The following is a 20,845-nucleotide window of genomic DNA, read 5'->3' on the forward strand; positions in this document are numbered from 1 at the left end:
CTAAATCGGTCCGGCTACGTCGGAAAAGGGTTGCAGCCCACTCAATAACCCGACCAGACCGTGCAACGGCACGGGTAGCCAGGTGGGGCGATTCTCGGCTTCATAGGCCACTTCATAGGCCGCCTTCTCCAGGCCGAACAACGCCAGTGCGGCGTCTTCGCCTTCAGCATCCTTCCACTCATGGGCAAGACTAGCTGCCGCCAGCCGATATGCCTCGACAAATGCCTGGCGAGCCTCTTTCAAATAACGATCGGCGACCCTTTGCCTCGCTGCATCGGCATCGGCCGTGCTGTCGACGGTGTGCAAGTGAATCGCCATGGCCGCCGCGTAATCGAAGGAGCGCAACACGCCACTGACGTCCTTATAGGGGCTGTGCTTGCCCCGTCGCTCATGCAATGGCCGCGCCGGCTCACCTTCGAAGTCGATCAGGTAGGCGTCGCCCTTGATCACCAGCACCTGCCCCAGGTGCAGGTCTCCGTGGACGCGAATGCGCAAGCCTCCCTCAGCCTTGCCGGCCAGCGTCTGGACATGGGCCAGGACGGTTTTCTTGTGCTCCAGCAAACGTGCGACCATGGCCTGGTCCGCGGGGTTCAATTGGCCCTGGTTCTGCTTGAGCAGGCGCAAGGCGTTTTCCACTTGGGCGGCCACGTCCTTGCCGATGGCCTGGGCTTGCTTGGCGTTGGTAGCCTGCGGCGCGAAGTCCGGGTCGTCGGTGGCCTGGGCCAATACCTGGTGCATTTCCCCCAGGCGCTGGCCGAGCATGCCGGCGAAATCCTTCAGTTCGCCCAGGGCGTTGTAATGCTGCTCCTGTTCGGACACCGCGTCCGCCAGCTCGTCGCGCAGGGCGCGTTCGAGGTTGTTCTGGGTCCATTCCCAGGCATCGCCCTGATTGCTCAAGTAGCCCTGCGCGATCATCAGCAGCGCATCTTCACCCTGGACGTCGCGGCGAACCACCGAACCCAGCAGCGGTGAGATGTTGCTGAAACCGGCGGCGGTCAAGTAGGCGCTCATTTCCAGTTCCGGGTGCACACCCGAGGCGACCTTGCGAATCAGCTTGAGCACGAGGCTGCTGCCCACCACCACCGAACTGTTGGACTGTTCGGCGGACAGGTAGCGCACCTCCGGCTCTTCGCCCAGGTTCAGCGCAGCCAGGCCTTCGGTGGGTTCGAAGCGCAACTCACCTTCGGCGAACGGCAGCACCGTGGCGGCCTGCATGCTGTGCAGCACGGCGCGCACGAAGCTTTCCAGGCTGAATGCATCGGTGATCAAGCCCACCTGACGCACCCGACGTACCCGCGACAACGCCAGTTGCTGCGGCAATGCCGCACCGACCTGGTCTTCGGCGAGCAGGCCGAACGGCAGCTGATAACGCAGGGTCTGGCCGCCACTGGTGACATCGATTTCGCTGAGCAGCACCGGGTGCTGCGGGTCACCAAAGCGCACGCCATAGACTATCTCGACCTTCTCGATCGCGCTGTCCTTGCCGGCGAACCAGCGCCGGTTCTGCAACCAGCTCGGCAGGATGGTTTGCTCCAGCGTGGTGCGCGATGGCGCTTCGAGCAATTCTTCCAGGCGTTTCTTCAGCACCAGGGTGGTGAAGTCCGGCAGGCTCTGGGCCGGTTCCACGTGCCAGCTCGGCATCTGGTTCTCGGTTGCCAGGGCAAACCAATAGAAGCCGTACGGCGCCAAGGTCAGCAGGAAGTTCAACTGGCCGATGGGTGGAAAGGCATTGCCGCCGAGCATCTCCACCGGGACCATGCCGGCGTAGGTCGACAGATCCAGTTCAGCAGCCTGGGCGCTGCGGGACACGTTGGCCACGCAGAGGATGATTTCGTGCTTGCCGTCGGGCCCGGTGTATTCGCGGGTATAGGCCAGGATCCGGCGATTGCTCGGCGAGAGCATCTTCAACGTGCCACGGCCAAAGGCCTTGGACTGCTTGCGCACCGCCAGCATGCGCCGGGTCCAGTTGAGCAGCGAGTGCGGGTCGCCGGCCTGAGTCTCGACGTTGACCGACTGGTAGCCGTACTGCGGGTCCATGATCGGCGGCAGCACTAGGCTGGCCGGGTCGGCACGGGAGAAACCGCCGTTGCGGTCGATGGACCACTGCATCGGCGTACGCACGCCATCGCGGTCGCCGAGGTAGATGTTGTCGCCCATGCCGATTTCATCGCCGTAGTACAGCGTTGGCGTGCCAGGCATCGACAGCAGCAGGCTGTTGAGCAACTCGACGCGACGACGGTCGCGCTCCACCAACGGCGCCAGGCGCCGACGAATGCCCAGGTTGATACGCGCCCGACGGTCGGCGGCGTAGTAGTTCCACAGGTAGTCACGCTCCTTGTCGGTGACCATCTCCAGGGTCAACTCATCATGGTTGCGCAGGAAAATCGCCCACTGGCAATTGGCGGGGATCTCCGGGGTCTGGCGCAGGATGTCGGTGATAGGGAAGCGATCTTCCTGGGCCAGCGCCATGTACATGCGCGGCATCAGCGGGAAGTGGAAGGCCATGTGGCATTCGTCACCGTTCATCCCTTGGGCGTCGACATCGCCGAAGTACAACTGGGTGTCCTCCGGCCACTGGTTGGCTTCGGCCAGCAACATGCGGTCGGGGTAGTTGGCGTCGATCTCGGCGCGGATCAGCTTCAGGACGTCATGGGTCTCGGGCAGGTTTTCGTTGTTGGTGCCGTCGCGCTCGATCAGGTACGGGATGGCGTCCAGGCGCAGGCCGTCGATGCCCATGTCCAGCCAGTAGCGCATCACCGACAACACGGCCTTGAGGACCTGCGGGTTATCGAAGTTGAGGTCGGGCTGGTGGGAGTAGAAGCGGTGCCAGAAGTACTGGCCCGCCACCGGGTCCCAGGTCCAGTTGGACTTCTCGGTGTCGAGGAAGATGATGCGCGTGCCGTCGTACTTGTGGTCGTCATCGGACCAGACGTAGAAGTCCCGCGCCTTCGAACCCGGCTTGGCCTTGCGCGCGCGCTGGAACCAGGGGTGCTGGTCCGAGGTGTGGTTGATGACCAGCTCGGTGATCACCCGCAGGTTGCGCTTGTGGGCTTCGGCAATGAACCGCCGCGCATCGGCCATGGTGCCGTAGTCGGGGCTGACGCCACGGTATTCGGCAATGTCATAACCGTCGTCGCGCCTGGGTGAAGGATAGAACGGCAGCAGCCAGATGGTGTTGACGCCCAGGTCGGCGATGTAGTCGAGCTTTTCGATCAGGCCGGGAAAGTCACCGATCCCGTCGTTATTGGAGTCGAAATAGGATTTTACGTGGACCTGATAGATCACCGCGTCCTTGTACCAGAGCGGGTCTTTGATAAAGGTGGCAGACCGGGGTTTCTTCGCCATTTGCAACTCCTGATGAATTCAATAAAGCCGCGGGATACAGGCTTGTGAGGTCTTTTTGTGTTGTGAGGCCTGCGCTTTGTGGGAGCAAAGCTTGCTCGCGATGCAGGCACCTCGATTCCTCAGGGAGACCGCGCCCTCTTCATCGCAGGCAAGCCTTGCTCCCACAGCATCACGCCACGCTGATCCGCCAAATCCCGAACGGCTGGTACGCCGGGTCAATCCGCATGAACTGGTACTTGCCGTACCAGGTCCAGCGATGTCCATTCATCAGATCCTCGCCCTGGGTCTGGGCGTCGTCGGGCAGGCCCATCTCCCACAGCGGCAACTCAAAACTGGCTTCCTGCGGGTTGTGCGGATCAAGGCTCACCGCCACCAGGATGAAATTGCTGCCGTCGGCGGCGCGCTTGCCGAAATAGAGAATGTTGTCGTTCCAGGCGTTGTAGATTTTCAGGCCCAAGTGGGTATGCAGCGCCGGGTTCTGCCGGCGGATGCGGTTGAGCTGGGCGATCTCGGCAATGATGTTGCCCGGCGCGGTGAAGTCCCGGGGGCGGATCTCGTATTTCTCCGAATCGAGGTATTCCTCCTTGCCCGGCACCGGTGCCGACTCACACAGCTCGAAGCCCGAATACATGCCCCACAGGCCTGAGCCCATGGTTGCCAGGGCCGCGCGGATCAAAAAACCGGCACGCCCCGACTCATGGAGAAAGGCCGGGTTGATGTCCGGCGTGTTGACGAAAAAATTCGGCCGGTAGCATTCACGCCACGGCGATTCATTGAGCTCACTGAAGTAGGTCGCCAGCTCAGCCTTGGTGTTGCGCCAGGTGAAATAGGTGTAGCTCTGGGAGTAACCGACCTTGCCCAGCCGCGCCATCATGGCCGGCGTAGTGAACGCTTCAGCCAGGAAGATCACTTCAGGATATTGCGCCCGCACATCGGCGATCAGCCATTGCCAGAACGGCAACGGTTTAGTGTGAGGGTTGTCGACGCGGAATATCTTCACGCCTTCCTTGACCCAGCCCACCACGATGTCCCGCAGCTCCGTCCACAGGCTGGGAATCGCATCGGCCGCGTAGAAATCAACGTTGACGATGTCCTGGTATTTCTTCGGCGGGTTTTCCGCATATTTGATCGTGCCGTCCGGCCGCCAGCTGAACCAGCCCGGGTGCTGCTTGAGCCAGGGGTGATCCTGGGAACACTGGATCGCGAAGTCCAGGGCGATCTCCAGGCCGTGGTCAGCGGCCGCCGCCACCAGGCGCCGGAAGTCCTCGCGGCTACCCAATTGCGGGTGAATGGCCTCGTGCCCGCCCTCCTCGCTGCCAATGGCATACGGACTGCCCGGGTCGTCGGGACCGGCAGTGAGGGAATTGTTCGGGCCTTTGCGGAAACTGCGACCGATGGGGTGGATCGGCGGGAAGTACAGTACGTCGAAGCCCATGTCCTGGATCACCGCCAGGCGCGAATGCACGTCGTTGAAAGTGCCGTGGCGCTGGGGATCGTCGGTGATCGAGCGGGGAAACAGCTCATACCAGCTGGCAAACTCGGACAGCTTGCGCTCCACATCCAGCGGATACTCGGGGCTGATGCTCAAGTACGGGCGATGATCGGCCCGGGACATCAGATCGGCACTGCGCGGTGCCAGGAACAGCGCCACCTGCTCGGTCGGCAACAAGCCGGAGAGCTCATGGTGCAAGGCCGCCAGTTGCTCGCTCAGTTCACCCGTGCTGCGCTCGACGGCCATTTGCACTTGGCTGCGCCCTTCCTGCAACTCCAGGCTGATCGGCACCCCTGCACCGAATTTCTTCTCCAACTCGTAGCGAAAACTGGCGAACTGATCGATCCAGGCCTCGATACAAAACACATAGCGGCCTTGTTCCGGCACGTTGAACTGGCCGTGCCAGCCGTTGTTGCCCAGGTCACTCATGACCTCGCTGTTCCACACTTCATCCTGCAGCGCACGCCAGCGAATGCGCACGGCCAGCTTGTCATGACCATCGGCGAAGACTTTGCTGGTCACTGTCACGTCCTGCCCAGCCACGGCCTTGGCGGCGAATTGCCCGCCGTCGATCACCGGCATGGTGCTTTCAATAGCGATACGCGGCAACAGCAAAGCTTGGGACAGCGGCAAATGCGGGTTGTAGGCCAGTTCAGTCGGGTGTTCGGCAGTCATCGAGCATCGCTCCTTTTACGCCCCATGGACGCGCTTGTGGCGGTAAAGGCCCAACGGGTCCCTGAAAAAACTCACTTAAACTCCGAACCGGATCAGCGGCTAAAAGTTCAGAGGGATTTACCCCGATGCATCCCGGGGATCAAAGCCGGTGCAAGGTGGTCAACAACAATAAGCACGACTCAAGCCATGTGCGTCACGGAGACCCGTCCCGATGAACATTCCCATCCCGGCCGAAACACCCGATCCGAACATCGACGACCCCACCTTGCCCCCGCCCGGCCCTGATCCCGAGCCGATTCCAGAGAAAGACCCGCCACTGGACCCACAACCGCCGCTGGGCGACCCGCCGAGCGAGGCGCCGCCGGAGCGGGTTTGATTCAAGCGTAGTAATAAAAAACCTGTTGTGTTTGCAGGCTCATAGCCGCTTCACGGCTTGCCGCCCTTCTCCAGCGCCCGGACGATCACCGGCATCACACTGAAGATCGCCAGCGCCAGCACCGTGCTGAGCACCGCCGTCGCCTCCCGGCCCAGCCCGGCGGCGACGCCAATGGCGGCGGTCATCCAGAGGCCCGCAGCCGTGGTCAGGCCCTTGACGTGACCTTCGTCGCCGTCGGTGTTTTTCAGGATGGTGCCGGCGCCGAGAAAACCGATGCCGGCGACCACGCCTTGTATCACCCGACTCATCGCGTCGGCCTGTGACCCGGACATCTGTGGCACCAATACGAACAGCGCCGCCCCCAGGGCCACAAGCATGTGGGTCCGCACGCCGGCAGCCTTGCCCTTGTGTTCGCGCTCGAAACCCAAAATGCCGCCCAACAGCGCGGCCATTAGCAGACGCACCGTGACCCGGGTCATCTGCTGGGCATCGGTGATGTCGGCGAATTCCGCCTGCAGGGTTACCCAGACTTCATGCCACCAGGCGTCCATGGACCGTCCTCTTTTTCATTCGATAAACGATGGACCGCAGGCGGCGCCAGAGGTGCGCCCGACCGCTGATCAGCCGCAACGAACCCTGGCTTGGCCGCGCGACCTAACGTTCATGACCCCGGAAGGAGCAACACCATGACTGTCCGTATCGATGACAACCAGACCTGCCATTTCGAAACCCCCAATGGCACCGAACAGCGCCCTGCCAGCGAGCTGACCATCATCACCGACCCGGACAAGGCCATGTCAGTCGTGGAGCTCAATGGCGACCGGGTCTACATCACCGAGGCCGAGGCCGATGCACTGACCGTGGCCGGCGCAGTCGACGGGCGCAAGCACCTGAAGGCCAGCGACAGCGGCTCGGCGATCTGAACGGCTTGAAGCCTCTGCGAGGTGTTCAATCCGTGGGAGCAAAGCTTGCTCGCGATGAAAACAACACGATACTTCTTGAACCGAGGTGTCTGTATCGCGAGCAAGCTTTGCTCCCACTACCCCCTGGCCTCAACGGTATGTTCGCTCGTCCTCGGGTGCATCAAAGTGTCGCAGGGCCTGGGTTTCGCGGCATCTGATCCGGTTTTTATCGAAACACCTGAGTCTGTTATGCAAACAGTTCCATGGTCATAGTGCCCCGGCCAGATAGAGGCTGATGAGCGACCGACCATGAGCGATAGAATCCCCGTCCAGTTGATACAGACGTTCGAACCTGCGCCAACGAAGATAAAGGCCAGGAGCACCGACAACCTGATCCACACCCGCAGCTTCACCGGTTTGTTTCGTACCCTGCGCATCAGCGGTGCGGGGGTTCTGTTCCTGCTGTTCTTCGGCACGGTGTGGTTGAACTGGGGCGGACGCCAGGCGGTGCTCTGGGACCTTTCCGAAAGCAAATTCCACATCTTTGGCGCGACCTTCTGGCCCCAGGATTTCATCCTGCTGTCGGCCTTGCTGATCATTGCCGCCTTCGGCCTGTTTGCGATCACCGTGTTTGCTGGCCGCGTGTGGTGCGGGTACACCTGCCCGCAGAGTTCCTGGACCTGGATCTTCATGTGGTGCGAGAAAATCACCGAGGGCGAACGCAACCAGCGGATCAAACTGCAGGCCGCGCCCTGGGGCCTGAACAAACTCTTGCGCCGCAGCGCCAAGCACACGCTATGGCTGGCCATCAGCCTGCTCACCGGCCTGACGTTCGTGGGGTACTTCACACCGATCCGCCCCTTGGCCGAAGAACTGCTGACCCTGCAAATGGCCGGCGTGAGTCTGTTCTGGGTGCTCTTCTTTACCGCAGCCACCTATCTCAACGCCGGCTGGCTGCGTGAAGCGGTGTGCATGCATATGTGCCCCTATGCACGCTTCCAGAGCGTGATGTTCGACAAGGACACGCTGACCATTTCCTACGATGCGGCCCGCGGTGAAATCCGCGGCCCACGCAAACGCGAGGCAAACCCGGCCAATATTGGTCTGGGCGACTGCATCGACTGCCAGATGTGCGTGCAGGTCTGCCCCACCGGCATCGACATCCGCGACGGCCTGCAGATGGAGTGCATCGGCTGCGCGGCCTGCATTGATGCCTGCGACTCGATCATGGACAAGATGGGCTACGCCCACGGCCTGATCAAATACACCTCCGAACATCAGCTGCAGGGTGGCAAGACTCACCTGCTCAGGCCTCGGCTGATCGGCTATACCGCCGTGCTGCTGGTGATGATCGGCGCGCTGGTCGTAGCGCTGATGCAACGGCCCATGGTGTCGCTGGACGTCAGCAAGGACCGTGGCCTGTTTCGGGAAAACAGCGCAGGCCAGATCGAGAACATCTACAGCCTGAAAATCATCAACAAGACCCAACAGCGCCAGGATTACCATCTGTCCCTGGTGGACGGCGACGGCTTCATCCTGCAAGGCAAGACCCAACTGAGCCTGGCCCCGGGGGAAATCGTCGATGTGCCGGTGTCGGTGGCGATGCTCAGCGAACGGCCCGGCAAAGGCTCCCAGGAAATGACGTTCAAGGTCGCCGACAGCGACGAGCCAGGCATCTACAGCATCGCCAAGAGCCGTTTTGTCGCACCGATGAATCGTTGAAGCTTTAAGATGCCGGGCACCTGTGGGAGCGAGCGTGTGGGAGCAAAGCTTGCTCGCGAAGAACGATAACGCGACCTTACTGTTGATCCGTGTCGCCTGCGTCGCGAGCAAGCTTTGCTCCCACAGAAGCTCCCACAGTTTAAAAAGCGCAAACCACGCGTCATTCAAGACTGGGCACCACCATGAAACGCTACGAGAAATTTGCCGACGACATCGCTGAACTGATCCGCTCGGGCATGCTGGGGCCAGGTCAGCGTGTGCCGTCGGTACGCTACGCCAGCCAGACCTACGGTGTCAGCCCGTCCACCGTGTTCCAGGCCTATTACCTGCTGGAACGACGCGGCATGATCCGGGCCCGGCCGCGCTCCGGCTACTTCGTCAACACCCATGCGCCGAGCCCGTTTTCGGAGCCCGCGATCAGCAGCCAGGTGCACGAGTCCACCGAAGTCGACGTCAGTGAGCTGGTATTTTCGGTCCTCGACTCGATCAAGGACCCGGCCACCGTACCGTTCGGCTCGGCATTCCCCAGCCCGATGCTGTTCCCACTGCAACGGCTGTCCCGTTCGCTGTCCAGCGCAACACGGGACATGGACCCGCGAATGGTGGTCACGGACATGTCGCCAGGCAACCCGCAACTGCGCCGACAGATCGCCCTGCGCTACATGGTCGGCGGGTTGATGCTGCCCATGGAGGAGCTGTTGGTCACCAACGGCGCCCTGGAAGCGTTGAACCTGTGCCTGCAAGCCGTGACCGAGCCCGGCGATCTGGTGGCGATCGAAGCGCCAGCGTTCTACGCCAGCCTGCAGGTACTGGAGCGCCTGAAGCTCAAGGCCGTGGAAATTCCCGTGCACCCGCGCGACGGCATCGACCTGGACGTGCTGGCGCAGACACTGGAGCGCCATCCGATCAAGGCCTGTTGGTGCATGACCAGCTTCCAGAACCCCATGGGCGCGACCATGCCCGAAGAGCGCAAACAGGCGTTGGTAGAGTTGCTGCGCCGCCATCAGGTGCCGCTGATCGAGGACGACGTGTACGCCGAACTCTATTACGGCCAGCAGGCCCCCAAGCCTGCCAAGGCGTTCGACACCGAAGGCTTGGTGATGCATTGCGGTTCGTTCGCCAAGAGCCTGGCACCGGGTTATCGCATCGGCTGGGTCGCCGCCGGGCGCTACGCGCAGAAGATCGAACGGCTCAAGCTCATGACCTCGTTGTGCGCCTCGATGCCGGCCCAGGCCGCCATCGCCGACTACCTGCAACACGGAGGCTACGACCGTCACCTGCGCAAACTGCGCTATGCCCTGGAGGAACAGCAAAGCGCGATGCTCGCCGCCATCGCCCGCTACTTCCCCGCCCAGACCCGGGTCAGCCAGCCGGCGGGGGGCTACTTCCTGTGGCTGGAGCTGCCGGAGCAGATGGATTCGCTCAAGCTGTTCCAGATGGCCCTGGCCCAGGGCATCAGCATCGCGCCGGGACCGATCTTTTCACCAACCCGGCGTTTCAGGAATTGCATCCGCTTGAATTACGGCAGCCCGTGGACCGAGGCCTCGGAAAAGGCCATGGAGACGTTGGGGCGGATTATTCGCTCGTTCTGATATCGGGTTGTCCGTCAGACCGCCATCGCGAGCAAGCTTTGCTCCCACATCGGAACACTGTCCCCTGTGGGAGCAAAGCTTGCTCGCGATAGGGCCAAAACAGACACCCCAGGACTCAGCGCCCGCCCCCCAGATCCACAAACGTCCCGGTCGCATACGAAGCCTTGTCCGACAACAGCCAGATAATCGCTTCGGCCACTTCATCCGGACGCCCGCCCCGAGCCATGGGGATCGCTGATTCCAGCTTGCTGACCCGGTCCGGGTCACCGCTCAGGGCATGGAAATCGGTGTAGATGTAGCCGGGACGCACCGCGTTGACGCGAATGCCTTCGCCGGCCACTTCCTTGGACAAGCCGATGGTGAAGGTGTCCAGCGCGCCCTTGGAGGCCGCGTAATCGACGTACTCCCCCGGTGCGCCCAAGCGCGCGGCCACCGACGAGACGTTGACGATGCTGCCACCCTGCCCGCCGTGCCTGGGCGACATGCGCAGCACCGCGTGCTTGGCGCAAAGAATCGGCCCCAGCACGTTGGTCTTCATGATCTTGAGAATGCGGAATTCGGACATTTCATCGAGCCGGGATTTCTGCGCGACCGTGCCGGCGTTGTTCACCAGGGCGGTGACACGGCCCAGCTCGGCGTCCACCCGGTCGAACAGGCCGATCACTTCGTCTTCGATGCTCACGTCGGCCCGCACGGCAATCGCCTGCGCGCCCTTGGCCCGGACCTGTTCGAGCACCTCCTGCGCGGCACTCTCATCGGACTGGTAATTGATGCAGATCCGATAGCCCAACTCGGCAGCCAACAGCGCCGTGGCCGCCCCGATTCCGCGGCCGCCACCGGTGATGACGATGACTTTATCCACGTTTGCTTCCCCCATTCCACGGATAGACATCCGGCCCAAGAATAGCGTTCACGTCACGCTTTGCACAAACCGTTGCGCTTACCGGGCCAGGGCGCGCAGATCCAGGCGTCCGTCCAACAGTGGCGGGCACCAGTAATAGCCGCCGGTGATTGGCCGGCTCATGCGATACAGGCCATCGGTGATGCCGTCTTCCAGGCCACTCATGCGGCGCAGTTGTGCCTCGAAAGCATCGAGGGAGAAACCGAACGCCAGGAACATCAGCCCCGCACGGTCGCCTTCGATCCACGGCATGGAACGACGCACCACGAACGCCTCCGGGGCGAAGCTTTCCTGGGCGGTGCGCTTGACGTGGGCCGATTCCGGCGCGTCGTCGAGTTCTTCGTTGTCGCTCAGGCGACGGCCCATGATGTTGTCGCGCTCATGGGGTTGCATCGCCGCGAAGCCATCCAGATCGTGCTGCCATTGCTGGATCGCGGCGAAACTGCCACCGCGCACCCCATCGACTCCCTGGGTCAGGGCGGCGGCGATGGCCGCTTCGTCGTGAGGGTTTTCGGTGCCGTCTTCGTAGCCGGTCAGGTCATGGCCGGTCATATGGCGGAAGGTTTCGTTCATCTGCACCAGGCGCAGCGCCGGGGCCAGCACCGCCTCGATGGCGCGACTGCGGTGCATCAGCTCGCCGCGGTCTTCGCCGTGCAGCCAGCACCACAGCGCGTGTTGGGTCGAGGGGTTGTCCACGCCTACGCCGGCCAACGCTGGGAAGGCTCGCAAGCCTTCGACCTGGGCGCCCAGCGCCTGGACCAGCGATTCGCCAAAACCGACCACGGCCCGCCCATCGACCAGCAACAGGAGTTTGTCTATCGCAGCCGGCAATGCCTCGACCGATTCCAGGGCAAAAAACAAATGACGGGCCTGAGGCGGAACAGGGGTGGCGAGAATGCCGGGCTGGTAGTAACTCATGTGAACTCCTTTAGAAAGAGCGCAAGTTTACCCGGCAGCCGTGGGTTTGTGTGGTTTGCCATGCGACACCGAAAAGCCGGCGACCGAAGATTTTCGTAGGAACACTCCTGCGGTCCAGTCGGACGACTCCGAAGCGCCCTTGAGCCGGATGAGCACCGATTGCCGAACAACCGAAAACCTCCTAGATTGACCACCCCAAGATGCACTCAGGCATCGAAAGCTGCTGGATGCAGAGCGGCTTGAACCACCGCCATCCAAGGAGACGGTCCGACATGCACATGGCTAAATCGATACTCGCAGGCACTTTTTTCCTGGTTTGCGGGGCAGCTCCGGGCTTTGCCCAGGATCGTATTGAAGACGCTGTCAATGCCACGATCCAGCCCTTGATGAAGCAACAGGACATCGCCGGCATGGCCGTGGCGATCACCTACAACGGTCAACGCCATTACTTCAACTACGGCGTGGCCTCCAAGGACACGAAAAAGCCGGTCACCGACCAGACTCTCTTCGAAATCGGCTCGATCAGCAAGACCTTCACCGCCACCCTTGGCGCCTATGCCCAGGCCCAGGGCAAGCTGTCCCTGGCGGACCCGGCCAGTCGCTTTGCTCCCGAGCTGCGCGGCAGTGCCTTCGAGGGTATCAGCCTGCTCAACCTCGCCACCTATACCGCCGGTGGCCTGCCGTTGCAGTTCCCCGCCGAGGCGGACCATCCGGACCGGATGTTCAGTTATTACACGACCTGGAAGCCGCTCTACCCGGCCGGCACTCAGCGGCTCTATTCAAACCCGAGCATCGGCCTGTTCGGCTATCTGGCAGCCCGCAGCCTGGAGCGGCCGTTTGACGAGGTGATGGAGCGCACGCTGATGCCAGGGCTGGGCCTCCAGCACAGCTATGTGCGGGTGCCGCAGGATCAGTTGGGCCGATACGCCCAAGGCTATGCAAAAGACGGCAAGCCCGTCCGGGTCGGACCGGGAGCCCTGGACTCCGAGGCCTACGGGGTGAAAACCAGCTCATCGGACCTGATGCGTTTCCTCGAGGCCAACCTGCGACCGGAAAAACTGGACGCGGATCTGAAGCAAGCGATCGCCACGACGCATACAGGTTTCTACAGGGTTGGCGGGATGAATCAGGGGCTGGGCTGGGAGTTCTACCCCGCTCCGTTCACCTTGGATGACCTGCTCGCTGGCAACACACCGCAAATGGCCCTGACCCCACAAAAAGTCGAACCTCTCAACCCGCCTCGCCCAGCGCCGGACGGCGCCTGGATCAACAAGACAGGATCTACCAACGGTTTCGGCGCATACGCGGCGTTCGTACCCGGAAAGGACATGGGGATCGTCATGCTAGCGAACAGGAACTACCCGATCGAAGAACGGGTGAAAGCGGCGCATCGGATCCTCGCTGCGCTGGACGTGAAATAAATCGGCTGGGCTCACTTGTGGCGAGGGGATTTATCCCCTCACCACAAGAGTCTGTCGGCGGAAATCAATCATCCAGCGGCTTCACCGGCCCCGCCGGCTTGACTGCCTTGCCAGGCTTGGCGCCTTTCGCATCCTTGGTCGGTGCAGGCTCTGGCGCGGGTGGTGGGGCTGGAGGTGTTGCTTCTTTCTCTGCCGCAGGCAGTTTATCGACGGCATCGAAGAGGTCTTTCAGTTCGATCGCCCCGGAATGCTCAAGCTTCTTTTCCCCGTCCTTGCCCACCAGGATGATCTTGGTCTGTGCTCCGGCTCCCAGCTTGAGCGAGCGAATCAACGCCATGGTGCTTTGCGGATCCAGATCCTTGCCATCGCGCTGCCCAATGGTATTGAGCACGGTATAGAGCACCATGTTGCGCTCGGAAAAGCCCTGCTTGCCTGCCGGTTCATCCAAGGCCTTTTTCAGGCTCACCCAGGCAGGGTCGACCGTGCTGGGCGCGATGACGACAAGGGGACGTGACTTGCCTGCGTCCGCCAACAGCGGCGAGTCGCCATCGGCAGCGAACAGTGGGCCGGCGATGGCCAGCAAGGTAGCGAAGGTCAACGACCGAATGAGCATGCGCCTCTCCTTTTGATATTTACGCTGTACTGATTGCACAGGGCGGCGATTGTTCCGCGAGAGTCGCTCAATACTGCGCCTGCCTGACTTGAAGCTTAGGCCAGGGGGTTCATTGCGCAACCGCAAGGAGAGCGCTGAAGTCGGGAGAGACTAATTGTGGGAGCGAGCTTGCTCGCGATAGCGTCATGACGCCCAACATCGAGTCGACTGACACACCGTTATCGCGAGCAAGCTCGCTCCCACACTATTGGACTTGAGCTGACTGTTCTAGAACGCCAGCTTGAACCCGATCATCGCCAGCATCACCGCCAGGCACGGGCGCAGCAATTCGTCGGAGATGCGTCCCGACAAATGACTGCCCAGGTAGATCCCCGGCAACGAACCGATCAGCAGGAAACCCAGGATGTGCCAGTCCATGTTGCCCATGCTCGCATGGCCCAGGCCAGCCACCAGGGTCAGCGGTACGGCGTGGGCGATCTCGGTGCCCACCAGGCGCTTGGTGACCAGGAACGGGTAGAGGATGAACAGCGCGACAGTGCCCAGGGCGCCAGCGCCGATGGAGGTCAAGGCGACCATCGCACCCAGCACGAGGCCAGTGATGACCGTCAGCACATTGAGGCGCGAACCGGAGGGGTTGTAGTGGCCGCCAGCGCGGTCGTGGGCAAATTGCAGCAGGCGCTTCTTGAACAGGATCGCCAGGGCGGTGGCGAACAACACAAAGCCCAAGGCTTGCTTGATTACCGCGTTCATCGCCTCGGGGGAGCTGTGCAGGCTGCTGAGGAACCACAGCGTCAAGCCGACCGCCGGCACACTGCCCAACGTCAGCCAGCCAGTAATCGCCCAGTCGATGTTGCGATTTTTTGCATGAACCAGGACACCACCAGACTTGGTAATAGCCGCGTACAGCAGGTCCGTACCTACCGCCGTCGCAGGGTTGATACCAAACCACAACAGGATCGGGGTCATCAGCGAACCACCGCCGACGCCGGTCATCCCAACGATGAAACCGACCACCAGGCCTGCAACGACTAAACCGACATTACCGAAATCCATTAAACCCGTCTCAGCACGACCGCGTGAAAAATCTGGCCGCGAGCATAGCGATTTTTCTTATAACCTCCTATATCGATGTGATCTATCTTTATTCCTTTTCCATAGCTTCACTGAACCGGCAGGAAGTTGAGGAACAGCAGGCTCTGGGCGTAATTCAAGCCGATCCGCCGGTAGCGCTCATCGAGCATCTGGGTCAGCAGGTCCAATCGGGCGACGATTTTTCCGAACTCCACGGCGAAACTCAGGTTGCTGCCCTCCTCCGAAATCTCATTGGAAAACAGCAACAGCTTGCCGTCCTTGTTCTGCCGCTGGCTCAGCAGCCAGGTGGCCTTTTCGATATTGCGCGCCGCGTTGCTGACAAAACGCGGGTCGATGGTGTCGGTCATGTAGAACTCGAGGCGATTGCCGTGCGCGGTGACCAGCATGCTGCCAATGGCATAGATGAACGCCCCTACCCGATCGCCGAGAAATTCCGGGCTCATGGCATAGCTCAGGGCTGCCAGGTCCTTCTTGCCACCCAGGGTCGGCAAGGGCTGTTGCTGCTCGATGGCCATGCGCACCTGTTTTTCCGCAGTGCGGGCGTCGAGAAAACCGGACTTGCGCAGTTCCTCGGGGTTGCGCAGGTACAGCTTGTTCATCAGCAGATAGAGGCTTTGCAGGTTGTCGTGCATCGACAACGTGGCCATGCGATCGACGCTGGTCTGCAAGAACTCCTGGGGCCTGGCGTTGCTGAACTGCGTGACCATGTCCTGCCCCTGCTGATGGCTGCAGCCGCCGCTGAACAGCATCGACACACCGACCAACAATGCCAGGCAACAACGGCGCAATCTCGTCACAGAATAAAAAACACCGGCCATCGAATCTCGGTCTGGGCATGGGGAAGCGATGGGGGGTCGTCGCTTCCAGGCCATGGATAGAGCGGCAAAAATCGCAAAAGTGCAGTACCCGGAGCAAACCTTCGGTCTCCAGCAACATCCCCCTCACTCAATTAGTCTTACTTTTTAATTGATAAATCCTTATTAATGGCTATAAATCCCTTCTCACCCATCAAATAGAAAGACTACTAACCAGAAAAACCTTCAGCGCTGTCCGACCAGTAGCGGACTCGCCCCGCGTTCAAAACAACAACAAAACAACAGGAAGGAAGGTCATACCATGCTTGAATCCAGACAACTGCTCACGGCCCTCGGAGTGTCTCTGATGATCGCCACCTCGGCTTCCCACGCTGCCGGCCTGACCAACGAACGTGGTGCGTTCGGCAAAACCGACGACGGCACGGCGGTGGAAAAATTCGTGCTGCGCAACAGTCACGGCATGGAGGCCACGGTCATCACCTACGGCGGCATCCTCCAGTCATTGAGCGTGCCGGACAAACACGGCAAGGCCGCCGACATCGTGCTCGGCTTCGACGACGTGCAGGGTTACCAGAAGAACGGCAGCGTGTATTTCGGCGCGACCATCGGCCGCTTCGGCAATCGCCTGGCCGACGGCGCCTTCGAGCTGGACGGCAAGCGTTACCAGGTGCCGCAGAACGACCATGGCAATTCCTTGCACGGCGGGCCGCAAGGGTTCGACAAGCGCGTCTGGAAGGCCCAGCCCCATAATGCCAAGGACTCGGTGGGCGTCACCCTGACCTACTTGTCAGCCGATGGCGAGATGGGTTTCCCCGGTGCACTGAAGACCGACGTCACCTACAGCCTCAACGAACAGAACGAGTTGCGCATCGAGTACAAAGCCACCACCGACAAGCCCACAGTGCTGAACCTGACCAACCACAGCTATTTCAACCTGGCCGGGGCAGGCAACGGCGACATACTCGAGCAGGTCGCGACCCTGCACGCGGCCCATTACACGCCGGTCACCGGCAAGCTCATTCCCACTGGCGAACTGGCCCCCGTGGCCGGCACACCGATGGACTTCACCCAACCCACCGCCATCGGCACCCATATCAAGGCCGATCACCCACAACTCAAATTCGCCGAACCGAAACAAGGCGGCTTCGATTTCAACTGGGCGCTGGACGCCAAGGGCGACGTGAACAAACTGGCCGCCGAGGTGTATGACACGGACTCCGGACGACGCCTGCAGCTCTACACCACCGAGCCTGGCGTGCAGTTCTACACCAGCAACTTCCTCGACGGCACCGTCAAGGGCAAGCAAGGCAAGGTCTATCCACATTGGGGCGCGTTCACCCTGGAAACCCAGCACTACCCCGACTCGCCCAACCAGCCGAACTTCCCTTCGACGCGGCTTGATCCGGGCCAGACCTACACCCAGACCATGGTGTTGAAGTTCTCCGCGAAATAAAAAAAAGCACCACACCCGTAGGAGCTGTCGAGCAAAGCGAAGCTGCGATCTTTCCCCAGACAATTGAGTTTGGAGCGAAAAGATCGCAGGCTTCGCCAGCTCCTACGACTATCCTGCTGTCCATTGGATTATCGATCAGCACAACAGGAGAAAGGCATGAGGACGCTGGAATTGGCGGGTGTGTCCGTACCGGTCATTGGCCAGGGCACCTGGCGCATGGGTGAGGAACCGTCTCATCACAAGAAAGAAGTGGCCGCCCTGCGGTTGGGAATCGAATTGGGCATGACCCTGATCGACACGGCGGAGATGTATGCCGAAGGCGGTGCCGAAACCGTCGTTGGCGAAGCGATCACCGGCCTGCGCGACCAGGTTTTCCTGGTGAGTAAAGTCTACCCTCACAACGCCAGTCGCAAAGGCATTCCCCTGGCCTGCGAACGCAGTCTGCGGCGGCTCGACACCGATTACATCGACCTTTATCTGCTGCACTGGCGCGGGCAGTACCCGCTGGACGAAACCGTCGAAGCCTTCGAGCGGCTGCGCGAAGAAGGCAAGATCGGCCGTTGGGGCGTGTCGAACTTCGATGTAGCGGACCTTGAAGAACTGGCCGCGCCGGCCTGCGCGACCAACCAAGTGCTGTACAACCTGCAGGAACGCGGCATCGAATTCGACCTGCTGCCCTGGTGCCAGCGCCAGTCCATGCCCGTCATGGCCTACTGCCCGGTCGGCCAGGGCGGACACCTGCTCAAGGATCACACCCTGGGACAGATCGCCGAACGCCATCGCGCCACACCGGCGCAGATCGCACTGGCCTGGCTGTTGCGCCAGGACAATGTGATTGCCATTCCCAAGGCCGTGAAACCTGAGCATGTGCGTTTGAATGCCGAAGCGGCCAACCTCAAGCTGGAACCGCAAGACCTGGCAGCCCTAGACCTGATATTTCCCCAGCCCCAGCGCAAGCAGCGCTTGGCGATGGTCTGAAGACCCATTCAACCTCGGGATTCACACTGACTTGTGGCGAGGGAGTTCATCTGTGGGAGCAAGGCTTGCCCGCGATGGAGGCGATACGGTGTCCTAGGAAAAACGAGGCGCCCGCATCGCGGGCAAGCCTTGCTCCCACAGGGGATAAACCCTGACCACGGGCTCGGCCTGAATACCACGGAGTTTCAGAACAACCCCATCTGTCCACCCACCAACGTCGAAAAATCATCATCCACAAACGGCAGGATCGCATCCGCCACCGGCTGTAGCTGTTTGGTCACGTAGTGGTCGTAATCGATTGACGCACTGCGGATTTCCAGCGGTTCGGGGCCGGCGACGGTGATGACGTAGCTGATCCAGCCGCCATTCTGGTATTGCCGCGGACGGCCCTGGCGCTGGTTGAACTCATCGGCCAGCCGCGCGGCCCGCACATGGGGTGGGACGTTGCGTTCATAGTCTTCCAGCGGCCGACGCAGACGCTTGCGGTAGACCAACCGTTCATCGAACGCGCCGGCCAGGGTCTGCCGCACATAATCGCGCACATAATCCTGATAGGGCTTGCGGTGGAAAATCCGCCCGTACAGCTCCTGCTGGAACTGCCGGGCCAGCGGCGACCAGTCGGTGCGCACGGTTTCCAGGCCCTTGTAGACGATTTCGTCGCTGCCATCGGCACGGGTTACCAATCCGGCGTAGCGTTTCTTGCTGCCCTCCTCGGCGCCGCGGATAGTCGGCATCAGAAAGCGCTTGAAATGCGTTTCGAACTGCAGCTCCAGCGCACTCTCCAGCCCGAACTCATCGCGCACCTGCTCACGCCACCATTGGTTGACGTGGGCCACCAACTCGCGACCGATCCTGGCCGCTTCCTCCTGGCCATGGGCACGACGAAGCCAAACGAACGTGGAATCGGTATCGCCATAGATCACCACATGCCCCTGGGCTTCGATCAACTGGCGGGTGCGCTGCATGATCTCGTGACCGCGCAGGGTGATGGACGAGGCCAGGCGTGTGTCGAAGAAACGGCAGCCACTGGAACCGAGCACGCCATAAAAGGCGTTCATGATGATTTTCAACGCTTGGGACAGCGGCGCATTGTGCTCGCGCTTGGCGGTCTCCCGGCCTTCGGAGATCCGCGCCACGATGGCTGGCAGGCAATGTCGAGTACGGGAGAAGCGCGCCCCGCGAAAGCCTGGCACCGATTCCTGGTCATCCGGGTGACGCAACCCTTCGATCAAACCCACCGGGTCAATCAGGAAGGTGCGGATGATCGATGGATACAGGCTCTTGTAGTCCAGCACCAGCACCGACTCGTAGAGGCCCGGTTGGGAGTCCATGACAAAACCACCCGGGCTGGCCTCGGGCGGACGCTGGCCCAGGTTGGGTGCAACAAACCCTTGGCGATGCATCAGCGGCATGTACAGGTGCGTGAAGGCCGCCACCGAACCTCCGCTGCGGTCCGCCGGCAGCCCGGTGACGCTGGCCCGCTCCAAGAGGAACTTGAGCAACTCGGTCTTGGCGAAGATCCGTGTCACCAGTTCACAGTCCTTGAGGTTGTAGCGGGCCAGGGCCGGCTTGTCCTCGGCGAACATGCGATTGATCTCGTCCATGCGCTGGTACGGGTTATCGATGGACTTGCCCTCCCCCAGCAGCGTCTGGGCGACGTTTTCCAGGCTGAACGAGGGGAAACTCCAGGTGGCCGAACGCAGGGACTCGATACCGTCGATGATCAGCCGGCCAGCGGCCGAGGCGAAGAAGTGGTTGTTGCGCGCGCCGTGCTCGCGCCATTGCATCTCTTCGCCACCGCGTCCCAGACGCAACGGCACCGCCAGGCGCCGGGCGTGTTCATGCAGCACTCGCAGGTCGAATTGCACCAGGTTCCAGCCAATGATCGCGTCAGGGTCGAAACGGGCGAACCAATCGTTGAGTTTCTTCAGCAGCACCGTGCGCGATTCGCAGTATTCCAGCTGGAAATCCACGCCGGTATCGTCGCCATTGGCTGGCCCGAGCATGTAGACCTGGCGCTCGCCGCAGCCTTCCAGGGCGATGGAATACAATTCGCCCTGGGCGGTGGTTTCGATGTCCAGGGACACCAGGCGCAACGGTGGACGGTATTCGGGCGCCGGCTTCATCTGGGCATCGACCAGCAGGCCATCGGCAGCCGGCGTACCGCCAAACCAGACCGGGGCGGTGATGAAGCGCTCCATCAGGTAGCGCTCCGGCGGCCGGATGTCCGCTTCGAACACCTCCACGCCGGCGCGGCGCAGGGTGGTGTCCAGGCGCATCAGTTGGGCATGCTGCTGGCAATACAATCCCAGCACCGGACGATGCTCGAAATCCAGCAGGTCCAGGGGGCGCAGTTCTACCTCCTTCTCCCCTTGCAGCAAGGCTTCGAGCTGGCCGCGCTGGATCTGCGGCACAAAGGCCACCGACGTTTGCACTGGGAGGCGCACGCGCTGGGGACCGGCGTCGGTCGCCAGCCAGAACTCGACTTCGGTGCCGGCCGGGGTATCGCGCCAATGCCGGGTCAGGACGAAGCCCTGCTGTAAATCCACC

16 protein-coding genes are annotated in these 20,845 nt (G+C 61.6%); 7 read left to right on the top strand and 9 right to left on the bottom strand.

All coding sequences use genetic code 11. The features are described from left to right. Both treS and F7R20_RS04010 read right to left on the bottom strand, forming a co-directional pair. Window positions 1-3,345 (bottom strand): maltose alpha-D-glucosyltransferase, encoded by a 3,345-nt coding sequence (gene treS, locus F7R20_RS04005; RefSeq protein WP_003200104.1) that lies wholly within the window; start codon window positions 3,343-3,345, stop codon window positions 1-3. Between the two features lie 169 nt (window positions 3,346-3,514). Then, complete coding sequence (locus tag F7R20_RS04010; RefSeq protein WP_003200102.1) at window positions 3,515-5,512, bottom strand: alpha-1,4-glucan--maltose-1-phosphate maltosyltransferase; 1,998 nt, start codon at window positions 5,510-5,512, stop codon at window positions 3,515-3,517. Between the two features lie 211 nt (window positions 5,513-5,723). Here F7R20_RS04010 and F7R20_RS31580 point away from each other — a divergent pair, with 211 nt between their 5' ends. Further along, entirely contained in the window at window positions 5,724-5,888 is a 165-nt protein-coding gene (locus tag F7R20_RS31580) for a hypothetical protein (protein WP_013692690.1), read from the top strand. A 50-nt stretch (window positions 5,889-5,938) separates the two neighbouring features. Here F7R20_RS31580 and F7R20_RS04015 read toward each other — a convergent pair whose 3' ends face one another. Continuing rightward, window positions 5,939-6,439, bottom strand: a complete 501-nt coding sequence (locus F7R20_RS04015) for an MgtC/SapB family protein (protein WP_003200100.1) — start codon at window positions 6,437-6,439, stop codon at window positions 5,939-5,941. 135 nt (window positions 6,440-6,574) lie between these two features. Here F7R20_RS04015 and F7R20_RS04020 point away from each other — a divergent pair, with 135 nt between their 5' ends. From F7R20_RS04020 to mapR, 3 genes are all read left to right on the top strand, one after another. Next, complete coding sequence (locus F7R20_RS04020; RefSeq protein ID WP_003200097.1) at window positions 6,575-6,811, top strand: DUF3203 family protein; 237 nt, start codon at window positions 6,575-6,577, stop codon at window positions 6,809-6,811. A gap of 288 nt (window positions 6,812-7,099) precedes the next feature. Then, a complete protein-coding gene (gene ccoG / locus F7R20_RS04030) occupies window positions 7,100-8,512 on the top strand; it encodes a cytochrome c oxidase accessory protein CcoG (RefSeq protein WP_003200095.1) in 1,413 nt (470 codons plus the stop codon). Between the two features lie 182 nt (window positions 8,513-8,694). Continuing rightward, on the top strand, window positions 8,695-10,104 hold the full coding sequence (gene mapR / locus F7R20_RS04035) for a GntR family transcriptional regulator MpaR (RefSeq protein WP_003200093.1): 1,410 nt from the start codon (window positions 8,695-8,697) through the stop codon (window positions 10,102-10,104). A gap of 115 nt (window positions 10,105-10,219) precedes the next feature. On the opposite strand, the gene F7R20_RS04040 is transcribed toward mapR, so the two are convergent. After that, window positions 10,220-10,966 carry an SDR family oxidoreductase gene (locus F7R20_RS04040; protein ID WP_003200090.1) on the bottom strand — a complete coding sequence of 249 codons (747 nt, stop codon included), beginning with the start codon at window positions 10,964-10,966 and terminating at the stop codon, window positions 10,220-10,222. A gap of 78 nt (window positions 10,967-11,044) precedes the next feature. Continuing rightward, window positions 11,045-11,923, bottom strand: a complete 879-nt coding sequence (locus F7R20_RS04045) for a Dyp-type peroxidase (protein WP_003200089.1) — start codon at window positions 11,921-11,923, stop codon at window positions 11,045-11,047. A 272-nt stretch (window positions 11,924-12,195) separates the two neighbouring features. On the opposite strand from F7R20_RS04045, the gene ampC reads away from it, so the two are divergent. Next, window positions 12,196-13,344: a class C beta-lactamase gene (gene ampC / locus F7R20_RS04050; RefSeq protein ID WP_003200087.1), complete on the top strand. Its 1,149-nt coding sequence runs from the start codon at window positions 12,196-12,198 to the stop codon at window positions 13,342-13,344. A gap of 64 nt (window positions 13,345-13,408) precedes the next feature. On the opposite strand, the gene F7R20_RS04055 is transcribed toward ampC, so the two are convergent. The 3 genes from F7R20_RS04055 to F7R20_RS04065 form a co-directional block, all read right to left on the bottom strand. Beyond that, window positions 13,409-13,957: a DUF4174 domain-containing protein gene (locus tag F7R20_RS04055; protein ID WP_003200085.1), complete on the bottom strand. Its 549-nt coding sequence runs from the start codon at window positions 13,955-13,957 to the stop codon at window positions 13,409-13,411. A 267-nt stretch (window positions 13,958-14,224) separates the two neighbouring features. Beyond that, window positions 14,225-15,010 carry a sulfite exporter TauE/SafE family protein gene (locus F7R20_RS04060; RefSeq protein ID WP_003200084.1) on the bottom strand — a complete coding sequence of 262 codons (786 nt, stop codon included), beginning with the start codon at window positions 15,008-15,010 and terminating at the stop codon, window positions 14,225-14,227. 107 nt (window positions 15,011-15,117) lie between these two features. After that, window positions 15,118-15,867 (bottom strand): hypothetical protein, encoded by a 750-nt coding sequence (locus F7R20_RS04065; protein ID WP_003200082.1) that lies wholly within the window; start codon window positions 15,865-15,867, stop codon window positions 15,118-15,120. 298 nt (window positions 15,868-16,165) lie between these two features. On the opposite strand from F7R20_RS04065, the gene F7R20_RS04070 reads away from it, so the two are divergent. Together F7R20_RS04070 and F7R20_RS04075 are read left to right on the top strand one after the other, a co-directional pair. Beyond that, the gene (locus tag F7R20_RS04070; protein WP_003200080.1) at window positions 16,166-17,317 is read left to right on the top strand and encodes an aldose epimerase family protein; all 1,152 of its coding nucleotides are present in this window, start codon (window positions 16,166-16,168) and stop codon (window positions 17,315-17,317) included. Window positions 17,318-17,473: 156 nt separating this feature from the next. Beyond that, the gene (locus F7R20_RS04075; RefSeq protein WP_003200078.1) at window positions 17,474-18,295 is read left to right on the top strand and encodes an aldo/keto reductase; all 822 of its coding nucleotides are present in this window, start codon (window positions 17,474-17,476) and stop codon (window positions 18,293-18,295) included. Between the two features lie 185 nt (window positions 18,296-18,480). Here F7R20_RS04075 and F7R20_RS04080 read toward each other — a convergent pair whose 3' ends face one another. Then, a complete protein-coding gene (locus F7R20_RS04080; RefSeq protein WP_003200077.1) occupies window positions 18,481-20,844 on the bottom strand; it encodes a DNA polymerase II in 2,364 nt (787 codons plus the stop codon). Between the last annotated feature and the right edge of the window lies 1 nt (window position 20,845).

Source organism: Pseudomonas brassicacearum subsp. brassicacearum (genome assembly GCF_008801605.1).
GTDB classification, from domain to species: Bacteria; Pseudomonadota; Gammaproteobacteria; order Pseudomonadales; family Pseudomonadaceae; genus Aquipseudomonas; species Aquipseudomonas brassicacearum.

Excerpts from the sequence above, each read along its gene's own strand:
- treS (WP_003200104.1), bottom strand. The coding sequence starts at position 3,345 with ATGGCGAAGAAACCCCGGTCTGCCACCTTTATCAAAGACCCGCTCTGG.
- F7R20_RS04010 (WP_003200102.1), bottom strand. The coding sequence starts at position 5,512 with ATGACTGCCGAACACCCGACTGAACTGGCCTACAACCCGCATTTGCCG.
- F7R20_RS31580 (WP_013692690.1), top strand. The coding sequence starts at position 5,724 with ATGAACATTCCCATCCCGGCCGAAACACCCGATCCGAACATCGACGAC.
- F7R20_RS04015 (WP_003200100.1), bottom strand. The coding sequence starts at position 6,439 with ATGGACGCCTGGTGGCATGAAGTCTGGGTAACCCTGCAGGCGGAATTC.
- F7R20_RS04020 (WP_003200097.1), top strand. The coding sequence starts at position 6,575 with ATGACTGTCCGTATCGATGACAACCAGACCTGCCATTTCGAAACCCCC.
- ccoG (WP_003200095.1), top strand. The coding sequence starts at position 7,100 with ATGAGCGATAGAATCCCCGTCCAGTTGATACAGACGTTCGAACCTGCG.
- mapR (WP_003200093.1), top strand. The coding sequence starts at position 8,695 with ATGAAACGCTACGAGAAATTTGCCGACGACATCGCTGAACTGATCCGC.
- F7R20_RS04045 (WP_003200089.1), bottom strand. The coding sequence starts at position 11,923 with ATGAGTTACTACCAGCCCGGCATTCTCGCCACCCCTGTTCCGCCTCAG.
- ampC (WP_003200087.1), top strand. The coding sequence starts at position 12,196 with ATGCACATGGCTAAATCGATACTCGCAGGCACTTTTTTCCTGGTTTGC.
- F7R20_RS04055 (WP_003200085.1), bottom strand. The coding sequence starts at position 13,957 with ATGCTCATTCGGTCGTTGACCTTCGCTACCTTGCTGGCCATCGCCGGC.
- F7R20_RS04060 (WP_003200084.1), bottom strand. The coding sequence starts at position 15,010 with ATGGATTTCGGTAATGTCGGTTTAGTCGTTGCAGGCCTGGTGGTCGGT.
- F7R20_RS04065 (WP_003200082.1), bottom strand. The coding sequence starts at position 15,867 with ATGGCCGGTGTTTTTTATTCTGTGACGAGATTGCGCCGTTGTTGCCTG.
- F7R20_RS04070 (WP_003200080.1), top strand. The coding sequence starts at position 16,166 with ATGCTTGAATCCAGACAACTGCTCACGGCCCTCGGAGTGTCTCTGATG.
- F7R20_RS04075 (WP_003200078.1), top strand. The coding sequence starts at position 17,474 with ATGAGGACGCTGGAATTGGCGGGTGTGTCCGTACCGGTCATTGGCCAG.